Here is a 19412-nt window from a genome sequence, read left to right as displayed (position 1 = left end):
CGCCGTTTCTCACTCGAACGGGCGGCTCCGGGGCCGGTGTTGATCATCCAGACGGAAGATCGACTTCCGCCGTCGGCGGGGTCGGCCAGGTGGCCGGGCGCGTCACAGCTTGGTCCACGCCTCCGACAGCGTCGCGCGCAGGATCTGCTCGATCTCGTCGAACGTCTCCTGGTTGGAGATCAGCGGCGGGGCGAGCTGGACGACCGGGTCGCCACGGTCGTCGGCACGGCAGTACAGGCCGTTCTCGAAGAGCTTCTTGGAGAGGAAGCCGTACAGGACGCGCTCGGTCTCCTCGGCGTTGAAGGACTCCTTGGTCGCCTTGTCCTTCACCAGCTCGATGCCGTAGAAGAAGCCGTTGCCGCGGACGTCGCCGACGATCGGGAGGTCGTACAGCTTCTCCAGGGTCGAGCGGAACGCGGCCTCGTTGTCGAGGACGTGCTGGTTGAGCTTCTCGCGCTCGAACAGGTCGAGGTTGGCGATGCCCACCGCGGCCGAGACCGGGTGGCCGCCGAAGGTGTAGCCGTGCAGGAAGGTGTTGTCGCCCTTGTAGAACGGCTCGGCGATGCGGTCGGAGACGATGCACGCGCCGATCGGGGAGTAGCCCGAGGTCATGCCCTTGGCACAGGTGATCATGTCCGGGACGTAGCCGAACTTGTCGCAGGCGAACATCGTGCCCAGGCGGCCGAAGGCGCAGATGACCTCGTCCGACACGAGCAGCACGTCGTACTGGTCGCAGATCTCACGGACCCGCTGGAAGTAGCCGGGCGGGGGCGGGAAGCAGCCGCCCGCGTTCTGCACCGGCTCCAGGAAGACGGCGGCGACCGTCTCCGGGCCCTCGAAGAGGATCTGCTGCTCGATCTGGTCGGCGGCCCAGCGGCCGAAGGCCTCCGGGTCGTCGCCGTGGATCGGGGCGCGGTAGATGTTGGTGTTCGGGACCTTGTGAGCGCCCGGGACGAGGGGCTCGAAGGGGGCCTTCAGGCCCGGCAGACCCGTGATGGACAGGGCGCCCTGCGGGGTGCCGTGGTAGGCGACGGCACGCGAGATCACCTTGTACTTGGTGGGCTTGCCGACCAGCTTGAAGTACTGCTTGGCGAGCTTCCAGGCGGTCTCCACCGCCTCACCGCCGCCGGTGGTGAAGAAGACCTTGTTGAGGTCGCCCGGAGCGTGGTCCGCGAGGCGGTCGGCGAGCTCGACGGCCTTCGGGTGGGCGTAGGACCAGATCGGGAAGAACGCCAGCTCCTGCGCCTGCTTGAAGGCGGTCTCGGCCAGCTCGACGCGGCCGTGCCCGGCCTGGACCACGAACAGGCCGGCGAGACCGTCGAGGTAACGCTTGCCCTTGTCGTCGTAGATGGAGGTGCCCTCGCCCCGGACGATGGTCGGGACGGGGGAGTTCTCGTACGAGGACATGCGCGTGAAGTGCATCCACAAGTGGTCGTACGCAGTCCTGCTGAGGTCCTGAGGGCTGTTGGTGCTCACGGTTATCGGGTCCTCACGGTTATCGGGTTCCCCACATGTAGGTCTGCTTCTTGAGCTTGAGGTAGACGAAGCTCTCGGTCGAGCGCACTCCGGGGAGGGCCCGGATGCGTCTGTTGATGACGTCCAGGAGGTGGTCGTCGTCCTCGCAGACGATCTCCACCATCAGGTCGAAGGACCCGGCGGTCATCACCACGTACTCGCATTCGGACATGGCGGTCAGCGCGTCGGCCACGGACTCCACGTCGCCCTCGACGTGCACACCGACCATCGCCTGCCGGCGGAAGCCCACGGTGAGCGGGTCCGTGACGGCCACGATCTGCATGACGCCCTGGTCGAGCAGCTTCTGGACGCGCTGGCGCACGGCCGCCTCGGACAGGCCCACGGCCTTGCCGATGGCGGCGTACGGCCGGCGGCCGTCCTCCTGAAGTTGTTCGATGATGGCGAGGGAGACGGAGTCCAGTTGCGGACCCCCGCTCCTGGGCTCGCGTGAGTCCCTGTGCTCTGCGCTTCGACTGGCCACGACGTCACTGTGCACGACGTCTCGACAGTTCCGCAAGGCCGCGGCGATGAAATTCGTTGTTTACGTGACTGAAGCCTGCGGATTTCGCAGAAGTGGGGGGAGTGGGGGTGTTGAAAACGTGGGGCAGCCGATTAGGGTGGGTGTCTCAGAGAGTGGACACACTCGCAAGCAGTGAAGACCTGACAGGAGGCCGGCAGTGAGCACCGAGCTGCGTCGTCTGCGCAACTACATCGACGGTGAGTTCCGGGACGCCGCCGACGGACGGACCACCGAGGTGGTCAACCCCGCGACGGGCGAGGCGTACGCGACCGCGCCGCTGTCCGGACAGGCGGACGTCGACGCCGCGATGGAGGCCGCCGCCCGGGCCTTCCCCGCCTGGCGGGACGCGACCCCCGCCGAGCGCCAGAAGGCCCTGCTGAAGATCGCGGACGCGTTCGAGGAGCGGGCCGAGGAGCTCATCGCGGCCGAGGTGGAGAACACGGGCAAGCCGATCGGGCTCACGCGGTCCGAGGAGATCCCGCCGATGGTCGACCAGATCCGCTTCTTCGCCGGCGCGGCGCGGATGCTGGAGGGCCGGTCGGCCGGTGAGTACATGGAGGGGCTGACCTCGATCGTCCGCCGTGAGCCGATCGGCGTCTGCGCGCAGGTCGCGCCCTGGAACTACCCGATGATGATGGCCGTGTGGAAGTTCGCGCCGGCCCTCGCGGCGGGCAACACGGTCGTCCTGAAGCCGTCGGACACGACGCCCGCGTCGACCGTCCTGATCGCCGACATCATCGGCTCGATCCTGCCCAAGGGCGTCTTCAACGTCATCACCGGCGACCGTGACACCGGCCGCCTCATGGTCGAGCACCCGACCCCGGCCATGGCCTCCATCACCGGCTCCGTGCGGGCCGGCATGTCGGTCGCGGAGTCCGCGTCGAAGGACCTCAAGCGGGTCCACCTGGAGCTGGGCGGCAAGGCGCCGGTCGTCGTCTTCGAGGACACCGACATCGCCAAGGCCGTCGAGGACATCTCCGTCGCGGGCTTCTTCAACGCCGGGCAGGACTGTACGGCCGCCTGCCGCGTCCTCGTCCACGAGGCCATCCACGACGAGTTCGTCGCCGCGCTCGCCAAGGCCGCCGCCGACACCAAGACCGGCCAGCCGGACGACGAGGACGTGCTGTTCGGCCCGCTCAACAACCCCAACCAGCTCAAGCAGGTCGAGGGCTTCATCGAGCGCCTGCCCGCGCACGCGCGCGTGGAGGCCGGGGGCAAGCGGGTCGGCGAGAAGGGCTACTTCTTCGCGCCGACCGTCGTCTCCGGCGTCAAGCAGGACGACGAGATCATCCAGAAGGAGGTCTTCGGGCCGGTCATCACCGTGCAGTCCTTCTCCGACGAGACGCAGGCCGTCGAGTGGGCGAACGGTGTCGAGTACGCGCTCGCGTCGTCGGTGTGGACGAAGGACCACGGACGGGCGATGCGGATGTCCAAGGCGCTGGACTTCGGGTGCGTGTGGATCAACACGCACATTCCGCTGGTCGCGGAGATGCCGCACGGCGGGTTCAAGAAGTCCGGGTACGGCAAGGACCTTTCGGCGTACGGGTTCGACGACTACACGCGGATCAAGCACGTCATGACGTCCCTGGACGCGTAGGGGTCGTACTTCGGCTGCGGGTGCGTGGGGGCTGGTCGCGCCCACGCGGCGGAGCCGCACATCGACACAGCCCCGCGCCCCTGAGGGCGTTGCGGCCCCGGACGGGTCAAGTACCGTCCGGGGCCGCGGTGTTGCTGAGTGACAACGTGTCCGGCTTGTGCTCTGTCGCTCGACACGGCGTCGATTGCCCCGCCGAGGGCAGCGCCTGCATGCTGCGGCAATGGCCCTCCCATCGAAGAGCTCCTCGCCGTCCCGCCGGAACCTCCTGCGCACCCTCGGCGCGGGTGCGCTGCTCGGTGGGCTCGCCGGCTGTGGTGTGCCCGCCGCCTACGTACCTCCCGGAGAGCGGGCAGCAGCCGATCTCTCCGCCACCGACAAGCGGCTGATCTGGGCCAACTGGCCGCTGTACATCGACACGGACGACGAGGACGAGGCGCGGCGGCCGACGCTGGAGGCCTTCGAGGAGCGGACGGGCATCTCGGTCGAGTACGTCGAGGAGATCAACGACAACGACGAGTTCTTCGGCAAGATCAGCCCCGCCCTGATGAACCATCAGCGCACCGGCCGCGATCTCATCGTCATCAGCGACTGGATGTGCGCCCGGTTCGTACGGCTGGGCTGGGTGCAGGAGATGGACCGGGCGCGGCAGCCGAACGTGACGAAGCACCTGGACCCGCAGCTGCGGTCACCGGCCTTCGATCCCGGACGGAAGTTCACCGTGCCGTGGCAGTCCGGCATCACCGGCATCGCGTACAACCGCCGCAGGCTGGGCCGCGAGATACGGCACGTCTCCGAGCTGTGGGCGAGCGACCTGAAGGGCCGGGTCACGCTGCTCTCCGGCCTGGACGAGGCCTTCGCACTGCTCATGCAGGGCAACGGCGTGGACATCACCAAGTGGACGGCGGACGACTTTTACACGGTCTGCGACCAGGTCGAGAAGCAGGTGCGCAGGGGCCAGATCCGCCGCTTCACCGGCAACGACTACATCAAGGACCTGTCGAGCGGCGACGTACTGGCCTGCCAGGCCTACTCGGGCGACGTCATCCAGCTCCAGGCGGACGACCCCGACATCCGCTTCGTCGTCCCGGAGGAGGGCGCCGAGCTCTGGTCGGAGTCCCTGATGATCCCCAACCTGGCCCGCCACAAGGCCAACGCCGAGCGGCTGATCGACTACTACTACGAGCCCGAGGTCGCCGCGGAGTTGGCCGCCTGGGTCAACTACGTCTGCCCGGTCCCGGCCGCCCAGGACGTCCTCGCCTCCGCCAAGGACGAGGAGACCGCCGCCCTGGCCGAGGACCCGCTGATCTTCCCGGACGCGGCGATGCGCGGGCGCCTGGCGATCGCGCGGGACATCACGTCCGGGGAGCGGGTGGAGTTCGCGAAGCGGTGGAACGTGATCGCGGGGTTGTAGCCGAAACCGGGTGCCTCGGTCGGCGGCGGTCGTCAGCCGACCTGCTCGAAGGCCGCCGGTTCTCAGCCGACCTGCTCGAAGACCATCGACCACCAGCTGTCCGGCTGCGCGAACGCGAACCGGTCGCGGGCCTGGAGGTACTCCACGAGCTTGTCCGTGTACGGGCCGCGGTCCTGCGGTGCGGCGTGCTCCAGGTGCTTGCTGCGCAGCGCGAAGCGGTACAGGAACTCGACGAGGTCGGCGAGGGTGCGGTTCACGATCTCGGCCTGCGGTTCCTCGCCGAAGGACATGAGGATGACGTAGCCGCGCTCCATGTCGAGGCAGTACCGCATCTCGGGGTCGTCGGTGGGCCCGCCCAGCACGAGGATCCGGGTCTCCTCGCCGCCCGCGGCCACCGGCACCACGGTGAAGGGGTCGGGTCCCTCGGCGGCGGTGTCGACGGTGAACAGGACGTCGACGAACAGGGGCACGCCGACGTCGCACAGCACCTCGGCGTCGGCCTCGGACAGTCCGCGCTCCTCGGCGACGGCACGGTCCAGCGTGACCACGCGGTCCGCGCCGAACAGCTCCGTCATCTCGTCATGGGTGGCCATGCGTCCTCTTCTTCCCTCGTACTTTGTACGTTCAGCCGGTGAGACCGGCCCGCCGCAGCAGCTTCAGCCAGTCGTTGTACTCCCACAGCTCGTCGTCGATCGCCTCAAGCCGTGCGTACTCGGCGGGAGTGACCAGCCGCTCCAGGAAGTACGCCTCAACACTCGGCGCGAGCGGCTCGAAGCGCTCAGCGTCGACCCACTCCCGATGTTCGTCCGGGATACCGAGGACACCGCCGCCCGCGCGGTCGAGGAAGACCGGTGTGTCGCCGATCAACCCGATGCAGAACAGCTTCGCCGGAGACAGCTCCAGCGGGGAGTCGACCACCGGCCCGCAGTAGAACTGGTGCTCTTCGGCCTCCTCCAGGCCGAAGAGCTGCACATTCGGCCCGCAGCTCACGCCGTCCAGCACCCGGCAGAAGTCCAGGAACTCCCGCGGCACCCCGTCGGCCTCCGCGTCGGCCGCCGTCTCCGCGTCAATCGTCCCGCCGAGCGTGAAGCCCAGCACGTCCGGGCTCTCCGCCAGCGCCGTCCGCAGGGCGTCGACGGCCTCGATCAGACGGGCTGATCCCGGGCTCGCGCTAGTCATCTGGCCACCACTTGATGTCGATGTTGATCGGATTGCCGTCCGGAAGATCCTTGATCTGCGGGCGTATCTGCTGCGTGCCGATGTCGAAGTTCGTCGTCCGGTCGAGCATCCGCAGGTTACGCCACGCGTCCGGACCACCGGTCTGGAGCTCGTTGACGTGGTCGGGCTGCATTTTACGGGCGGCCTCCGCGGCCTCCTCGGCGAACTCGGGATCGTCCTTGTGGTTCCTGCGGATCAGTGCTTCCAGTGCGCCCTTGTACTGCTTGGTGATCTCCTTGTCGCGGTAGTCCTCGGTCTTTCCCTTGAACTTGAAGAGATTCCCCTCCTCGCCCAGCCGCTGCAGAGCCCGCGCCTTCCGCTCGAAGGCCTGCTTGGGCATGCCGGGCTTCCACTCCAGGGTGACGGTGTGGGGATCCTTGGTCGTGTCCGGCCGGTCCTTGCCGATTCCGCCACCGTCACGGACCGTGTCCTGGTTGCGGGAGCGGTTGACGATGTTGTTCAGCATCGTCTCGATGTTCTTGTCGTTGCGCGCGTGGTTCTCGCCCATCGCCCGCACGCCCTTGGACACGTCCTGGAGGTGCTTGTGCAGCTGGTCCTCGGCGTCCTCGATGGCCTTGAGGATCCGTTCCGCCCCGCTCTCCACGGCCGCCGCCATGCTGCCCCGGCCCCGCGTCCGGTCCAGCCCGGCACGGCTGCGGCGCAGTTGGGGACGGGCGCCGGACTCCTGCTCGTCGGCCTGGGAGGTGACCCGGTCGGCCAGCCGGTCGGTGAGGTCCTTGTCGTTGCGTACGGTGTCGCTCACGCGCCGCCTCCCCGTCCGGTGAACGTCCCGCCGGCGGCGTCCAGGCCCTCGGAGAAGCCCTCGCCGCCCGCGCGCAGGGTCTTGCCCGGGCTGTAACCGTCCTGGAGTCCCACGGCGTTGGCGCCGACCTGGATGACGAGGTCGGCGGCCATGTTGCCGAGTGCGGAGAAGACCGGGCCGGTGACCACGGTCATCAGTTCCTCGACGAGAAGCTGCTCCGCCTCCTTCAGCAGCCGCCGGACGATGACGCGTGTGGCCTGGGTGGCGCCGAGCGCGCCGAGTTCGGAGAGCCCGAGCGTGAACGGCGCGGCGGCCTGGGCGGCGATGATCTCCGCGGCGAGGATGCCGAGCTGGACGATGGCCGCCACCTTGGCGCCGGCCACCGCGACGGCCGCGCCGTCCAGGGCTATCGCCCCGAGGCCGGCCGCCTCGGCCAGGCGTTCCAGATGGACGTCGCTGACCTTGCCCCAGTGCTGCTGGAAGGCCGCGGTCGCGATGCCCTCGTTGCCTTCCAGGAACTCGCGGACGACACTCGCCGTCGCGTCCTTGCCCTCCCGCATCTGGGAGGCGAAGGTGCGCAGGCCGTCGGCCATGTCGCGGTAGTCGTCCTCGTCGACATTCGGCCATTCGATGCCGATGAGGTCCAGCACCCAAGCCGCCTCGTCGGGCAGTACGACTCCCAACTGTGTTTCCCCCTCCGCCTCGGCGGAACCAAAATCGGTCACCTCTGCGAAGTTCGAACTCTACTACGCTGGCGTATTTCTGACGGTCCGGAGCCTCTCAAGTCACGCCAGTGGGGAGGGAGATGGGCGGCTCGGATGCGGGGGTACGGGAATAGGGGCTGTCCTGGCGATCGCGAGCGGAGCCGGATGACGAGTGCTGCCGCGGTGACGGTGCCGAGGTAGACGTAGGCGCGTTTTGTCGTATCTGGTCGCGACCGCGCGGAACTGTTTCAGCTTGTTGATCGCCCGCTCGACAGCGTTGCGTTTGGCGTACCGCTCCTTGTCGAAGCCGGCTGTCCGGCCACCGGTGCTCCCGCGCCGCAGACGGCCGGCCGCTTGGTCGGCTTTCTGGCCAGGCGGGGCACCCGGAGGGACCGTAGCGCTCCGGCAGGTCACGCCACTGCACACCGGTGCGGATCCGGTACAGCACCCCGTTCATCATCTGGCGGTGATCCCGCCACCGGCCACACCGCCCGTTGCTCACCGGGAGGAGCGGCGCAAGCCGCTCCCACTGAGCATCCGTCAGATCACCGCTATGCCCCCAGTCCTGTCAACGGCCCAGATGGTAGGTCCAGTAGCGGTCGAAGTCGCCGTTGGCGAGCAGTGCGCGGATTTTCAGGACGGCTTCGGCGTCGGCGCTCCGCCCGGCCGTCGACGCGTTCAGCCCGACAAATTCGCTGTCCGGCGGCCGGAGCGCCGTGATACACAACCGCCGTGCAGAACATATTGGAGTTCCCCGAGGTCCTGCGGCTGATCGAAGACCGCTCGGCCGCGTTCCGCGCTGCGATCGCGTCCGCTCCCGACCTTGACGTCCAGGTCCCGACCTGCCCGGACTGGACGCTGCGCGAACTGGTGCAGCACCTCGGTGACGGCCGCCGCCGCCAGGCCGCCATCGTCGCGGCGGGTCCGGGCGCTGAGCCCCCGGCGAGGACGGACCCGAAGGGCGCCCCGACCGCGCCCCGCGACCGCGAAGCCCTGGACGCCTGGCTCGCCGAGTCGACCGAGCTCATGCTCGACGCGATGCGCGAGGCCGGCCCGGACCGCGGCTGCTGGACCTGGTGGGGCCGCTCGCAGGCCCCGGAGACCAGCGGAGCCGTGGCCCGGCACCAGATCCAGGAGATCGCCGTCCACACCTACGACGTCCAGCTCACCCAGGGCGCCGCACAGCCGCTGCCGACGGACGTCGCGGTCGAGGGCGTCGACGAGTTCCTGACGACCGTCGCGGCGACGACCGTCCCCTGGCCGTTCAAGCCGGCAACCATCGACCTGCACACGACCGAGGGCCGCTCCTGGCGCCTGACCCTCAACGCCGACGGCGTCCGCTGCGACGACCTCGCCGCCGACGCGGAGCCGGGCGACATGGTGATGCGAGGCGCAGCGAGCGAACTGGTCCTCTACTTCTACGAGCGCGTCCCGCTCGACGGCCTGGAGACCACCGGCGACACCGAGCCGATGGAGCAGCTCGCAGACTGGGACCCGAACGCGTAAAACGGGCACTTGTCACGCATCTGTCGGTGGTGTGCGCGCTCCTGCGGGCGCCACTGGGCCCGGGGTTGCGGACATCGCGCGGCTGCGGGCAGGCTGCGGGCCTGCTGTTCAAGGGCGAAGGGCTCTCGCTCGTCCTGACGCCCGGTCAGCGGGCCGACTGCACCCAGTTCGAGGCTGTCATGGAACGGATCCGGGTGCCCCGCCCGGCCACCGGCCGGCCTCGCACGACACCCGACAGCGTCAGCGCCGACAAGGACTACAGCAACCGTCGCACCCGCGCCTACCTCCGCTCGTGATCGCCAGGACAGCCCCTAGCGGTGACGGAAGGGGCTGTCCGGGCGGGGACCGGCCTGGCCGCCCTGGCCACCCAGGCCGGAGTGACGCCAGGGCCCGCCGGTGTGGTCGGATGCCGAGCGTGTCGCCCCGGAGTGCCCTGACGCGTCCTGTTCGGCGTGCTCGCGCTCGTCCTCGGCGTTACGTTCCTGCTGCCAGTCGGCGAAGCGTTCGCCGGCCTCCCGGGCCTCGCGGTCGGAACGCGCCTCCCCGGCGCGACGGACCTCGGCGGCGCCGGAGAACAGGGCGGCCGAGTACTCCCGATCGGTGAACGCCTCCTGCGCCGTGATGTCGCCGCGCAGGACCGCGCCGGCCATCTCCCGCAGCTTCGGGTCGGGCCCCGTGCTGAGGCTGCGCAGCGTGCGATGCAGGCTGCGAGCCCGGTCCTCGTCCTTCGCCACGGACAGCAGTTCCTCCGGGCCCACGTCGCGCCCCTCCGGCATGCGAACCTCCCCCGTCCCTCTCCCTACGCCAGTCGCACCAGTATCCAACAGCTGTGCGAGGGAGGGGAGTCGGGGAACGCGTCCGGCGTCAGAGGAACGGCCCCCGTCGGTGCACCGCCGTCCGCCCCACCGTCGCCGCCAGCTTGCGCAACCGGCGCCAGTCCAGGCGGGGTGCGCGCGGCGGGACGCCGGGGCGTTTGCGGGGGACGCGGACGCGCAGGGCGCCGGGGGTGATCCGGCAGTGGACGGGGGCCGGGAGGACGAGGGCCTCGCCGTCGATGCCTGCCTCGATCTCCGCGCGGTCGGCCTCGATGACCACGTCGGGTGCGGTGAGGATGGTGAGGCCGCGCGGTGCGGGATCGAGGATCAGTGCGGCGGCCTCGGCCGCGCTGTCCACCCTGATGCCGAGGACACCGAGGACGGCGGCGTCGAGGCGGTCGCGGCGGCCGAGCCCGAAGGGATCGTCGGTGCGGTAGGGGTTGTTGCTGACCAGCACGGCGTGCGGGGCGTCGAGCGTCCTGCCCGCCGCGCGGACGGTCAGCAGGGGGCCCTGCTGGCGGGTGAGCAGGTCGGGCAGCAGCTCCAGGGTGGTGCCGATCTTGTCGTCGCGGTAGGAGGGGCTCTGCACGATGGCCGCGTACGCCCCGAAGGACGCGTTGTTGACGAAGGGACGGCCGCTCGCGAACCCGAGGTCGACGCGGACCTCCACCCCGTCGGTGAGCGCGTCGAGGCAGGCGGCGGGGTCGTTGCGGTCGAGGCCGAGGTCCATGGCGAAGTGGTTGCGGGTACCGGCGCTGATCACCAGGAACGGGATGTCGTACGCGGCGGCGACGGCCGCGACCAGCGCCTGGGTGCCGTCGCCTCCCGCGACGCCCAGCAGGTCCGCGCCCTCGGCGACGGCCTTGCGGGCCAGCGCGGTGACGTCCTCGTGCTGGTCCGGGTCGAGGAGGATGACGTGGGCGCCGAGCCGCTCGGCCTTCTCCTTCAGCTCGAAGCGGACCACCTTCCCGCCGCCCGAGCGGGGGTTCATGATCAGGTACGGCCGCTGCGGCGGCGCCGCCTTGCGCTCCCGCATCACCCGCACCCGCGTGCTGCCCGTGCCCCGCAGCGCGTACCGGCCGCTCCAGACGGCCAGCGTCCACAGCGCCACGGACGCCAGCAGTGCCCAGAAGAGGGTGGCCGCGAACAGGGCCACGAGCGCGGCCGGCACCAACACGGCCAGGACGGCCGCCGCCCAGCGCACCGGGCCGCGCAGGGTCAGCGTCCACCACACCGCGACCGCGCCGAGGCCCAGGCCCGCGGCGCCGGCCACCAGCAGCAGCACGCCGCCGACGCCGCCGTACGCGAGCGGCACGAGCACCGCGAGACCGGCCGAGGCCAACGCCGTACGCGCCGCCCACCGCTGGCCTCGGTAGGCCCGCTCGCTCAAGTCCCAGCTCATGGCTCCTCCGTTCGCCGCGGACATCGTAGAGCTGGCGCGTTACGGGAAGGTCCCGTGCGGGCCGCACGTCGGCGATCAGGGCCGGGCAGTACCCGGGAATCGCTTTTGAACATGTTCAATACGAGCGTACGCTGTCCCCATGAGCGACAGAGCCGCCCTGCTCAAGGGCATCCGCGTCTGGTTGGCCTTCTTCGTCGTCTGCCTGGTGCTCAGCGGCGCCACGGCCTTCCCCCTCGTCCATGAACTGCGCTGGACCGAGGACCTGCTGCGCGCACTGTCCGTGCCCGAGCACCTCCCCGGCCTCATGGACTGGATCGAGCGCGTCCGGCGCGGGCTCGACACCGCCGACGCCGACTACCCCTTCCTGCTCTACGGCACCGACTGGCTGGCCTTCGCCCACCTCGTCATCGCCGTCGCCTTCTACGGCCCGTACCGCGACCCGGTCCGCAACATCTGGGTCGTCGAGTTCGGGATGATCGCCTGCGCCGGCATCATCCCGCTCGCCCTCGTCTGCGGGCCGATCCGCGGCATCCCCTTCTGGTGGTCGGTGATCGACATGTCGTTCGGCGTCTTCGGAGTGATCCCGCTGTACGTCGTGCGGAAGAGGATCAAGCGACTGGAGGCGCTGACCGAGCGGTCGGCACCTCCGGCCGCTGCCGCCGTCGTCAGCGGTTGAACGCGGGGAACGCGAAGCGCCGGGCGATGGCCTCGCCGTCGCCTCTCGCGTCCGTCGAGTTCACGGAGTAGACGACGGTCCGGGACAGGTCACGGGTCGCCGCGACGACCGTGTGGTAGCCGGGGCGGGATCCCGTCTTCGCCCAGACCGTCCGGCCGTTCAGCTCGAACGGTGTGAACGGCGCGGCCATCGTGGCGTCCACCGCCTTCGGCACCGCGAACATCTCCTTCAGCTGCGGCTCGGGGACGACACGCCCCTTGAACACACCCACCAACAGCCGTTCGAGGTCCGCGGTCGTCGAGATCATGTCGCCGGCCGCCCACCGGTCGGACATGTTCCAGTCGGTCACGTCCACCAGCTTTCCGTCAATCCACTCGTAGCCGCGGTTGTGCGGACCGTGGACACGGGGATCGGGGCCGTCGGGGAACGACGTGTGCTGCATGCCGAGCGGCCGGAAGATCCGTACGGCCGCCTGGTGGGCGTACGAGTCATCGGTGACCTTCTCGATCAGCATGGCCAGCACGGTGTAGTGGATGTTGCCGTAGTCCTGCCGCTCGCCCGGTGCGTACTCGGGGTCCGGCCCCTTGGCGACGGACGCGGCGACGACCTCGGCGGGGGTCAGGGTTTCGAAGCGGTGCGGGTACATCTCCTCGGTGGTGTCGCCGAGCGACGCTCCCGGCCGCAGGCCGCTCGTGAAGTTCAGCAACTGTCGTACGGTGATGGGCGCGAAGTCCTTCGTGAGCAGGCCGGGCAGGTACTGCTGCACCGTCCCGTCGAGGGAGATCCGACCCTCGGCGGCGAGTTGCAGCACGATCGCCGAGGTCACGATCTTCGTCGTCGAACCGGCGCGGAAGCGGGCGTTCTCGATCACCGGGGCCCCCGTTCTCCTGTCGCGCACCCCGGCCGCCCCGTGCCAGCTCCCCTTGCCGCCGACGCGGATCAGCGCCGCCGTCGCGTCCTTGTCGGGCAGCCCGGCGAGCGCCGCGCACAGGGCCTTCACGTCGGGTCCGTCCGGCGTGGCCGCCTCGATCGCCTGCGCGGAGCACGACGATGACGGCGCGGGCCGCGCGGAGGCCGTCCCGGCCAGCGGCAGTGCGGTCAGGGTCAGGACGAGCGCGGAGGTGAGGAGGGCGGGAAGCGGGCGTACGGGCATCTGCTGCTCCTGAGGTCGAATGGGATGTCCGTGATCATCGTCGGGGCGTACGGCCCCGGCCGGATCGTCGGTGAGGAGGGGCTCGAACCCTGGGCGAGCCCGGAGCAAATGCCGTACGGGGCAAGGGGGTTGTAGGGGTTCGCCCCTACGGGCGGCCATAGACCCCCGCGGCGGCCTACGGCGGACGGCAGCGGCGGCGCACGTCGGACGCGCGGACCGAAAAAGTGTTATCGCCGCCCCCTTCACCGCGTCTCCACTCGCGTCCCCCCACCCCCACACCCCGGGAGCCCCCGCCATGCCCCGCCCGGCCCGGAAGCGGAATGTGATCTCCGACATAGCCAACAGCGCAGGTCAGGCTGAGAAGGTGCGTACGGGCAGCAAGTGACCCGGGAGAGGACGTACGTGGACGAGGCAGCCGGCAGGCAGTGGCGCTCCACCATCGCGGCGGCGCAGGCCGGTGACCGGCATGCGCTGGACGAGCTGGTCGAGGGCTGGCTCCCGCTCGTCTACAACGTGGTCGGGCGCGCCCTGAACGGCCATGCCGACGTCGACGACGTCGTCCAGGAGACCATGCTGCGCGCCGTCGACAACCTCGGTTCGCTGCGCGACCCGGACAGCTTCCGCTCCTGGCTCGTCGCCATCGCCATGCGGCAGATACGGGACCGGGCGCGGCGCAGGCAGCCCGTCCAGCTCGAGGAGTCGGCCGCGCAGGAGGCCACCGACTTCGCCGAACTCACCGTGCTGCGGCTGCAGTTGGAGGGGCAGCGGCGCGAGGTCGCGGAGGCCGTGCGCTGGCTGGACGACGAGGACCGGCAGCTGCTGTCGCTGTGGTGGCTGGAGGTCGCGGGCGAGCTGTCCCGGCGCGAACTGGCCGCCGCGGCCGGGATCAGCCGGCAGCACGCCGCGGTCCGCGTCCAGCGGGTGAAGGAACGGCTGGAGACCGCGCGCGGCATCGTCCGGGCCCTGGACGGCGCCTGCCCCGACCTGCGCGACCTGACCGCCCGCTGGAACGGCCGCCCCGACTCGGTCTGGCGCAAGCGACTGGCCCGGCACATCAGGGGCTGCGGCTACTGCGGCGACACCCGCGAGGCCGTCGTCCCGGCGGAACGCCTCCTCGTCGGCATCGCACTGGTCCCGATCCCCGTCGGCTTCACCCTCTCCCTGGCCTTCGGCGGCAAGACCGCGGTCGCGGCGACGGCCACGGCGACCTCCGTCGGCTGGTCCGCGAAGGTGATGGCAGCGATCACCCAGCCCGCCGTCGCGGTGACGGCCGGCGCGACGATCGTCGCGGGCGGCGCGTACGTCGTCACCCAGCCCCTGGACGCCCCGCCCCCGCGCGCGTCCGCCCCCACCGCGGCCAGCACGGCCCGCCCCGCGTCCTCGCCCACACCGCCCGTGTCACCGTCGGCGACGCCCTCACCGTCGCCGTCCCAGACGCGCAAGGTCGAGCTGTACGGCACGGTCGTCGACGCCGTCGACCGGGCCCCGGACCCGAACGCCGCGCCCGCCGCCCTGCCGCGCCGCCCCCAGTCCGGCATCACCAGCACCGGCGGCGCCCACGCCGTGATGAACCACCGCGGCGACAGCGTCACGCTCACCGGCCGGGGCTATGTCCTCGTCCGCTGGCAGATCTCGCCGCAGTACCGGGCGGGCAGCCTCGTCATGCCGGCCTGGACCGGTCTGAAGGGCAAGCTCTTCCACGTCGCCTCGGGCGGCGGTCGCCGCATGGACGACCGCGTCAGCGGCACCGACGCCTCCGCCACCGGCATGGGCAACTCGACCACCGGCTACGCCGTCCCGCCGCCCGGCACCCAGCAGATGTGGCAGAACGAGTGGTTCTACGTCGACGGCACCGTCACCCTCGTCCAGAACGAACGCGGCGCCGACTACGGCCTGAGCGTGTTCCCGTCGAACTGGAACGCCGTGAACGAGGACATCAACTACGGCCCACCCGACGGCGCGACCCGCTACGGCCTCGTCCGCGACACCGGCAAGGACGACACGCCCGTTCCGCAGTACGTCACCCGCGCGACACCCGAGGACGCGGCGACCGTGCCTCAGGAGTCCCGCGTGCAGCGCTCCTGAGCCGCCATCACCTCGTCGCCGTGCTCGAAGGCCCAGACCCCGAAGGCCTCGATGGGGTCGAGCAACGACCGCCCCAGTTCGGTGAGTTCGTACTCGACGCGCGGCGGAGCACCGCCGTACGCCCGCCGCGTCACGAGCCCGTTGAACTCCAGCCGGCGCAGGGTCTCGGTCAGCACCTTCTGACTGATCCCGCCGATGCGGTCGCGGAGTTCGCCGTGCCGCACGGGCCCGTGCCGCAGCGCCCACAGCACCACGGCGTTCCAGGTGTTGGCGAGCAGGTCGAAGGCGAGGCGGGCACGGCAGTCGGCGAGGAAGGGCTGGTCGGTGGTCACGTACCGAATGGTGCCCGAGCGGCTTCCTACTGTGCTGCGCATGCGAATAGGAATCCTTGGAACCGGGGGAATGTCGGACGCGCTCGGCACGCAGTGGCGGCGGGCCGGGCACGAGGTGCTGGCCGGGAGCCGCTCCGCGGGCGGGCTGCGCGAGGCCGCCGAGTTCGGGACGGACGCGGTGCTGCTGGCGGTGCCGTACGCGGCCGTCGTCGGGGTGGTCTCCGGGCTCGAACCGGTGCTGCGCGGGAGGGTGTTGATCGACTGCACGAATCCGGTGGGCCCGGGCTTCGGCCTGCTCACGGCGGGCGGTCCGTCCGCGGCCGAGCGCATCGCCGCCGCCGTGCCCGCCGCGCACGTGGTCAAGGCCTTCAACCTCTGCCACGTCGACGTCTGGCGGCTGACCCCGCCGGTCTTCGACGGCCGCCCGCTCGCGGTGCCGCTGTGCGGGGACGACGAGGCGGCCCTGTCCGTCGTACGACGACTCGTGCGCGACCTCGGCTCCGAGCCGCTGAACGCCGGGGGACTGGACCGGGCCGGGCTGCTGGAGGCGACGGCGGCGCTGCTGATCGGGCTGTGGGTGGGGGAGGGGGCGGACGCGCAGGCGATAGCGCCGCCGCTCGCGTTCGCGGGTGGCGGTGACTAGCCGGTTTCGTGGCTAGGAGGTGAGCAGGCCCTGGAGAACGTCGATCCGGTTCGTCGTGATCGAGTCCACGCCGAAGTCCAGCAGGCGGCGCATGGAGCGGCGGGTGTCCGGGGTCCAGACGGAGAGCAGGTAGCCGTTGCGGTGGACGCGTTCGGCGAGGGCGTGGTCGACCAGGCCGAAGCGGTAGTTGAGCCAGCGGGGGCGTACCGCGTCCAGCAGCGCGGGACGTGGCGGCGCCAGTGTCGTCCAGGTCAGGGCGATCTCGGCGGCCGGGTCGGCGGCGCGGACGGCGAGCATGGCGGGGGCGTCCGCGCAGTAGTACACGCGGTCCTGGGCTCCGCACTCGCGCACGACGTCCACGATCCGGCGCGCCGCCCGCACATCGGGCGTGCCCGGCAAGTCGAGCATCACCCGGCTCCCGTCGCACGCCGCCAGCGCCTCCTGAAGCGTGGGCACCCCGCCCGCCGTCAGCCCCCGCACCTCGGCCGCCGACAGTGCGAGCAGCGGCCGGTCCCGCTCCCACAGCCGCTTCAGCGTGTCGTCGTGCAGCAGCACCGGCACGCCGTCCTTGGTGAGGCGTACGTCGATCTCCACCGCGTCCGCGCCGAGCCGGAGCGCGGAGCGCAGCGAGTCGAGCGTGTTCTCGCGGACGCGGTAGGGGTCGCCGCGGTGGGCGACGGCGGTCACATTCTGCATGGGGACATTCTGGCGGGGGGGGGACAGGGGGTCGGCGGAGGGGAGGTGCGGAGCGGCGGCGGGCTCAGGGCGCGAGCCAGCCGGCGGTGTACGTGTCGATCTCGTCCGCGATCCGGGCCTTGCCGGGCTCGTCGAGGAAGGACACGGCGACGGCGTTCTTGGCGAGGTCGGCCAGTCCGCGCTCGTCGAGGTCGAGCAGACGGGCGGCGACCGCGTACTCGTTGTTGAGGTCGGTGCCGAACATCGGCGGGTCGTCCGAGTTGATGGTGACGATGATCCCGGCCTTCGCGAACTCCTTGATCGGGTGCTCGTCGATGGTGCGCACCGCGCGCGTGGCGATGTTGGAGGTCGGGCACACCTCCAGCGGGATCCGGTGCTCGGCGAGATGCGCGAGCAGCTTCGGGTCCTGCGCCGAGCTGGTGCCGTGCCCGATGCGCTCGGCGCGCAGGTGGGTGAGGGCGTCCCAGACGGTCTCCGGCCCCGTGGTCTCGCCGGCGTGCGGCACGGAGTGCAGTCCGGCGGCGATCGCCCGGTCGAAGTACGGCTTGAACTGCGGCCTCGGTACGCCGATCTCGGGCCCGCCGAGCCCGAACGACACCAGGCCCTCCGGGCGCACCCGGTCGTCGGTGGCGAGCCGCGCGGTCTCCTCGGCGGACTCCAGGCCGGCCTCACCGGGGATGTCGAAGCACCAGCGCAGCACGGTCCCGAACTCGGCCTCGGCCGCCTTGCGGGCGTCCTCGATGGCGTCCATGAACGCGCCCTCGTCGATGCCGCGGCGGGTGGAGGAGAACGGCGTGATGGTCAGCTCGGCGTAGCGCACCTGCTGCCGGGCCAGGTCACGGGCGACCTCGAAGGTCAGCAGCCGTACGTCCTCCGGGGTGCGGATCAGGTCCACGACGGACAGGTACACCTCGATGAAGTGGGCGAAGTCCGTGAACGTGAAGTAGTCGGCCAGGGCCTCCGGGTCGGTGGGGACCTTGGAGTCGGGGTGGCGGGCGGCGAGTGCCGCGACGATGCGGGGGGAGGCGGAGCCGACGTGGTGGACGTGCAGTTCGGCCTTGGGCAGTCCGGCGATGAAGGCGTGCAGGTCGCGCGGGACGTGGGCGTCGACGAGACGGTCGGTCAAGGTTCCTCCCCGGGAACGGCGTCCGCGGCCGGTGTGGGTGGGCGGCGGGCGGGCGCAGGTGATCGGCTGATCGGTGACTCGGGGATCATCGTAGGCCGGGACCGCGGGGGCGTAGACGGGGCCTTAGCATGACGGCACGTACGACAAAGGGGGCCGGGCATGTCCGAGGACGCGGAGACGCCGCAGGCGCCGGAGGTATCGGGGGGATCGGCGGTGCGGGGGGACATGAGCGCAGGGGGATCAGGGGCTTCGCCGGAAGGACCGAAGGTGTCGTTCGGGAAGGACGACGAGAGGGCGCCGTCGACGTCTCCGGACGAGCCGGGGGTGGCGGGTCCGAGTGATGCGGTGCCCGGTGGGGCCCAGCCGCGTCCCGAGCGGGATCCGTGGGCACCTCCCGTCGAGGGCGCGCGGGCGGATTCCTCCGCGACCGCGGGGCCCGGGCACACCCACGCCTCGAACGTCCCGCCGACCTGGCCTGCTCCGCCCTCGCACGATCAGCGGACGGCTGCGTCGGGGCCGCCCATGGAGGTGCCGTCCGAGCCGCGGGACGCCGTGCCGCCGGGGTCGCCGTGGGAGAACCCCTCGGCCGGGGTGGGGCCCGCGATGGCGCCGGGCGGATCGGCAGCCAACCCGTTCGCGCCGCCGGGGGCCTCGTCTCCCCTGCCTCCCACGTCCCCCATGTCTTCCGTGCCGCACGGCGCACCGGTCAATCCCTTCGCGCCTCCGGCCGGGCATGGGCCCTACGGCGCGCATGGCGGGCATGTTCCCCCGCCGCCCATCGCGCCCGATGGGCCGGGGCAGGTGCCGTACGGCTATCCCGGTGGTCATGGTTTTCCGCCGGGGCCGGGTGCGGGGGGCTACTACGGGTGGCCCGGTGTGCATGCCATGCCGAGCAATGGGATGGGTACCGCGGGGCTGGTGCTCGGGATCATCTCGGCCGTGATCTTCTGCATGTGGCCGGTGGCGATCGTGGTGGGTGTGCTCGCGGTGATCTTCGGTGCGATCGGGATGGGCAAGGCGCGGCGGGGCGAGGCGACGAACCGGGGGCAGGCGCTGGCCGGGGTCATCTGTGGTGTGGCGGGGCTGGTGCTCAGCCTGGTGATGGTGGCGTTCGTGATCGCTACGGCGTAGTGGCCGCCGGGTTCTTCTCGCCCCCGCCGCCCCTACCCGTCCCGTCCCTGGGGGCTGCCGCCCCCAGACCCCCGCTTCGGCCCGAAGGGCCTCGTCCTCAAACGCCGGACGGGCTGAAA

The 19412-nt window shown here is 70.9% G+C and carries 21 protein-coding genes and 1 pseudogene; 8 read left to right on the top strand and 14 right to left on the bottom strand.

Going from position 1 to position 19412, the window contains the following annotated elements; genetic code table 11:
- Positions 1-102 precede the first annotated feature (102 nt).
- Positions 103-1476: an aspartate aminotransferase family protein gene (locus ABD932_RS31210; protein ID WP_345017780.1), complete on the bottom strand. Its 1374-nt coding sequence runs from the start codon at positions 1474-1476 to the stop codon at positions 103-105.
- 19 nt (positions 1477-1495) lie between these two features.
- Positions 1496-2011, bottom strand: coding sequence for an Lrp/AsnC family transcriptional regulator (locus ABD932_RS31205; protein WP_345017778.1), 516 nt, complete (start codon positions 2009-2011; stop codon positions 1496-1498).
- 181 nt (positions 2012-2192) lie between these two features.
- On the opposite strand from ABD932_RS31205, the gene ABD932_RS31200 reads away from it, so the two are divergent.
- Positions 2193-3632 (top strand): gamma-aminobutyraldehyde dehydrogenase, encoded by a 1440-nt coding sequence (locus ABD932_RS31200; protein WP_345017776.1) that lies wholly within the window; start codon positions 2193-2195, stop codon positions 3630-3632.
- A gap of 220 nt (positions 3633-3852) precedes the next feature.
- Positions 3853-5043, top strand: coding sequence for a polyamine ABC transporter substrate-binding protein (locus ABD932_RS31195; RefSeq protein WP_345017774.1), 1191 nt, complete (start codon positions 3853-3855; stop codon positions 5041-5043).
- 62 nt (positions 5044-5105) lie between these two features.
- On the opposite strand, the gene ABD932_RS31190 is transcribed toward ABD932_RS31195, so the two are convergent.
- The 5 genes and pseudogenes from ABD932_RS31190 to ABD932_RS44085 form a co-directional block, all read right to left on the bottom strand.
- The gene (locus tag ABD932_RS31190) at positions 5106-5636 is read right to left on the bottom strand and encodes an SUKH-4 family immunity protein (protein WP_345017772.1); all 531 of its coding nucleotides are present in this window, start codon (positions 5634-5636) and stop codon (positions 5106-5108) included.
- Between the two features lie 31 nt (positions 5637-5667).
- Positions 5668-6222 carry a hypothetical protein gene (locus tag ABD932_RS31185; protein WP_345017770.1) on the bottom strand — a complete coding sequence of 185 codons (555 nt, stop codon included), beginning with the start codon at positions 6220-6222 and terminating at the stop codon, positions 5668-5670.
- Positions 6215-7024 (bottom strand): hypothetical protein, encoded by an 810-nt coding sequence (locus ABD932_RS31180; protein WP_345017768.1) that lies wholly within the window; start codon positions 7022-7024, stop codon positions 6215-6217. Before ABD932_RS31180 ends, ABD932_RS31185 begins: the two co-directional genes overlap by 8 nt.
- Positions 7021-7749, bottom strand: a complete 729-nt coding sequence (locus ABD932_RS31175; protein ID WP_345017766.1) for a WXG100-like domain-containing protein — start codon at positions 7747-7749, stop codon at positions 7021-7023. The genes ABD932_RS31180 and ABD932_RS31175 overlap by 4 nt, the downstream gene beginning before the upstream one ends.
- 134 nt (positions 7750-7883) lie before the next feature.
- Positions 7884-8272, bottom strand: a pseudogene (locus ABD932_RS44085) (transposase); the annotation flags it as partial.
- Positions 8273-8460: 188 nt separating this feature from the next.
- Here ABD932_RS44085 and ABD932_RS31165 point away from each other — a divergent pair.
- Together ABD932_RS31165 and ABD932_RS44080 are read left to right on the top strand one after the other, a co-directional pair.
- The gene (locus ABD932_RS31165; RefSeq protein ID WP_345017764.1) at positions 8461-9234 is read left to right on the top strand and encodes a maleylpyruvate isomerase family mycothiol-dependent enzyme; all 774 of its coding nucleotides are present in this window, start codon (positions 8461-8463) and stop codon (positions 9232-9234) included.
- Between the two features lie 26 nt (positions 9235-9260).
- Positions 9261-9530, top strand: a complete 270-nt coding sequence (locus ABD932_RS44080) for a hypothetical protein (protein ID WP_425587539.1) — start codon at positions 9261-9263, stop codon at positions 9528-9530.
- 15 nt (positions 9531-9545) lie between these two features.
- Here ABD932_RS44080 and ABD932_RS31155 read toward each other — a convergent pair whose 3' ends face one another.
- Together ABD932_RS31155 and ABD932_RS31150 are read right to left on the bottom strand one after the other, a co-directional pair.
- Positions 9546-10010, bottom strand: coding sequence for a hypothetical protein (locus tag ABD932_RS31155; protein ID WP_345017762.1), 465 nt, complete (start codon positions 10008-10010; stop codon positions 9546-9548).
- Positions 10011-10098: 88 nt separating this feature from the next.
- Complete coding sequence (locus ABD932_RS31150) at positions 10099-11451, bottom strand: diacylglycerol/lipid kinase family protein (protein ID WP_345017760.1); 1353 nt, start codon at positions 11449-11451, stop codon at positions 10099-10101.
- A gap of 139 nt (positions 11452-11590) precedes the next feature.
- Between ABD932_RS31150 and ABD932_RS31145 the strand changes: the two genes are divergently transcribed.
- Positions 11591-12127 carry a hypothetical protein gene (locus ABD932_RS31145; protein ID WP_345017758.1) on the top strand — a complete coding sequence of 179 codons (537 nt, stop codon included), beginning with the start codon at positions 11591-11593 and terminating at the stop codon, positions 12125-12127.
- Here the strand turns inward: ABD932_RS31145 and ABD932_RS31140 are convergent.
- On the bottom strand, positions 12117-13280 hold the full coding sequence (locus tag ABD932_RS31140; protein WP_345017756.1) for a serine hydrolase domain-containing protein: 1164 nt from the start codon (positions 13278-13280) through the stop codon (positions 12117-12119). The two genes, ABD932_RS31145 and ABD932_RS31140, sit on opposite strands and share 11 nt — an antisense overlap.
- Before the next feature lie 402 nt (positions 13281-13682).
- Here ABD932_RS31140 and ABD932_RS31135 point away from each other — a divergent pair, with 402 nt between their 5' ends.
- Positions 13683-15365 (top strand): sigma-70 family RNA polymerase sigma factor, encoded by a 1683-nt coding sequence (locus ABD932_RS31135; RefSeq protein ID WP_345017754.1) that lies wholly within the window; start codon positions 13683-13685, stop codon positions 15363-15365.
- Here ABD932_RS31135 and ABD932_RS31130 read toward each other — a convergent pair.
- Positions 15338-15697 (bottom strand): winged helix-turn-helix transcriptional regulator, encoded by a 360-nt coding sequence (locus ABD932_RS31130; RefSeq protein WP_345017752.1) that lies wholly within the window; start codon positions 15695-15697, stop codon positions 15338-15340. The genes ABD932_RS31135 and ABD932_RS31130 overlap by 28 nt on opposite strands.
- Before the next feature lie 40 nt (positions 15698-15737).
- On the opposite strand from ABD932_RS31130, the gene ABD932_RS31125 reads away from it, so the two are divergent.
- A complete protein-coding gene (locus tag ABD932_RS31125) occupies positions 15738-16340 on the top strand; it encodes an NADPH-dependent F420 reductase (RefSeq protein WP_345017750.1) in 603 nt (200 codons plus the stop codon).
- A 12-nt stretch (positions 16341-16352) separates the two neighbouring features.
- Here ABD932_RS31125 and ABD932_RS31120 read toward each other — a convergent pair whose 3' ends face one another.
- The 3 genes from ABD932_RS31120 to ABD932_RS31110 all read right to left on the bottom strand — a co-directional run bounded on the left by ABD932_RS31120 (position 16353) and on the right by ABD932_RS31110 (position 18842).
- Positions 16353-17036: a glycerophosphodiester phosphodiesterase gene (locus ABD932_RS31120; protein WP_345017748.1), complete on the bottom strand. Its 684-nt coding sequence runs from the start codon at positions 17034-17036 to the stop codon at positions 16353-16355.
- A 64-nt stretch (positions 17037-17100) separates the two neighbouring features.
- Positions 17101-18225, bottom strand: coding sequence for an adenosine deaminase (locus tag ABD932_RS31115; protein WP_345018084.1), 1125 nt, complete (start codon positions 18223-18225; stop codon positions 17101-17103).
- A gap of 431 nt (positions 18226-18656) precedes the next feature.
- The gene (locus tag ABD932_RS31110; RefSeq protein WP_345017746.1) at positions 18657-18842 is read right to left on the bottom strand and encodes a hypothetical protein; all 186 of its coding nucleotides are present in this window, start codon (positions 18840-18842) and stop codon (positions 18657-18659) included.
- A 205-nt stretch (positions 18843-19047) separates the two neighbouring features.
- Here ABD932_RS31110 and ABD932_RS31105 point away from each other — a divergent pair, with 205 nt between their 5' ends.
- Positions 19048-19293 (top strand): DUF4190 domain-containing protein, encoded by a 246-nt coding sequence (locus ABD932_RS31105; protein ID WP_345017744.1) that lies wholly within the window; start codon positions 19048-19050, stop codon positions 19291-19293.
- The last annotated feature ends 119 nt before the right edge of the window (positions 19294-19412 follow it).

It is taken from the genome of Streptomyces shaanxiensis (assembly GCF_039537145.1).
Classification (GTDB): Bacteria; Actinomycetota; Actinomycetes; order Streptomycetales; family Streptomycetaceae; genus Streptomyces; species Streptomyces shaanxiensis.
Note: the sequence above shows the minus strand (reverse complement) of the source record. Positions and strands in the feature narration are given on the sequence as shown.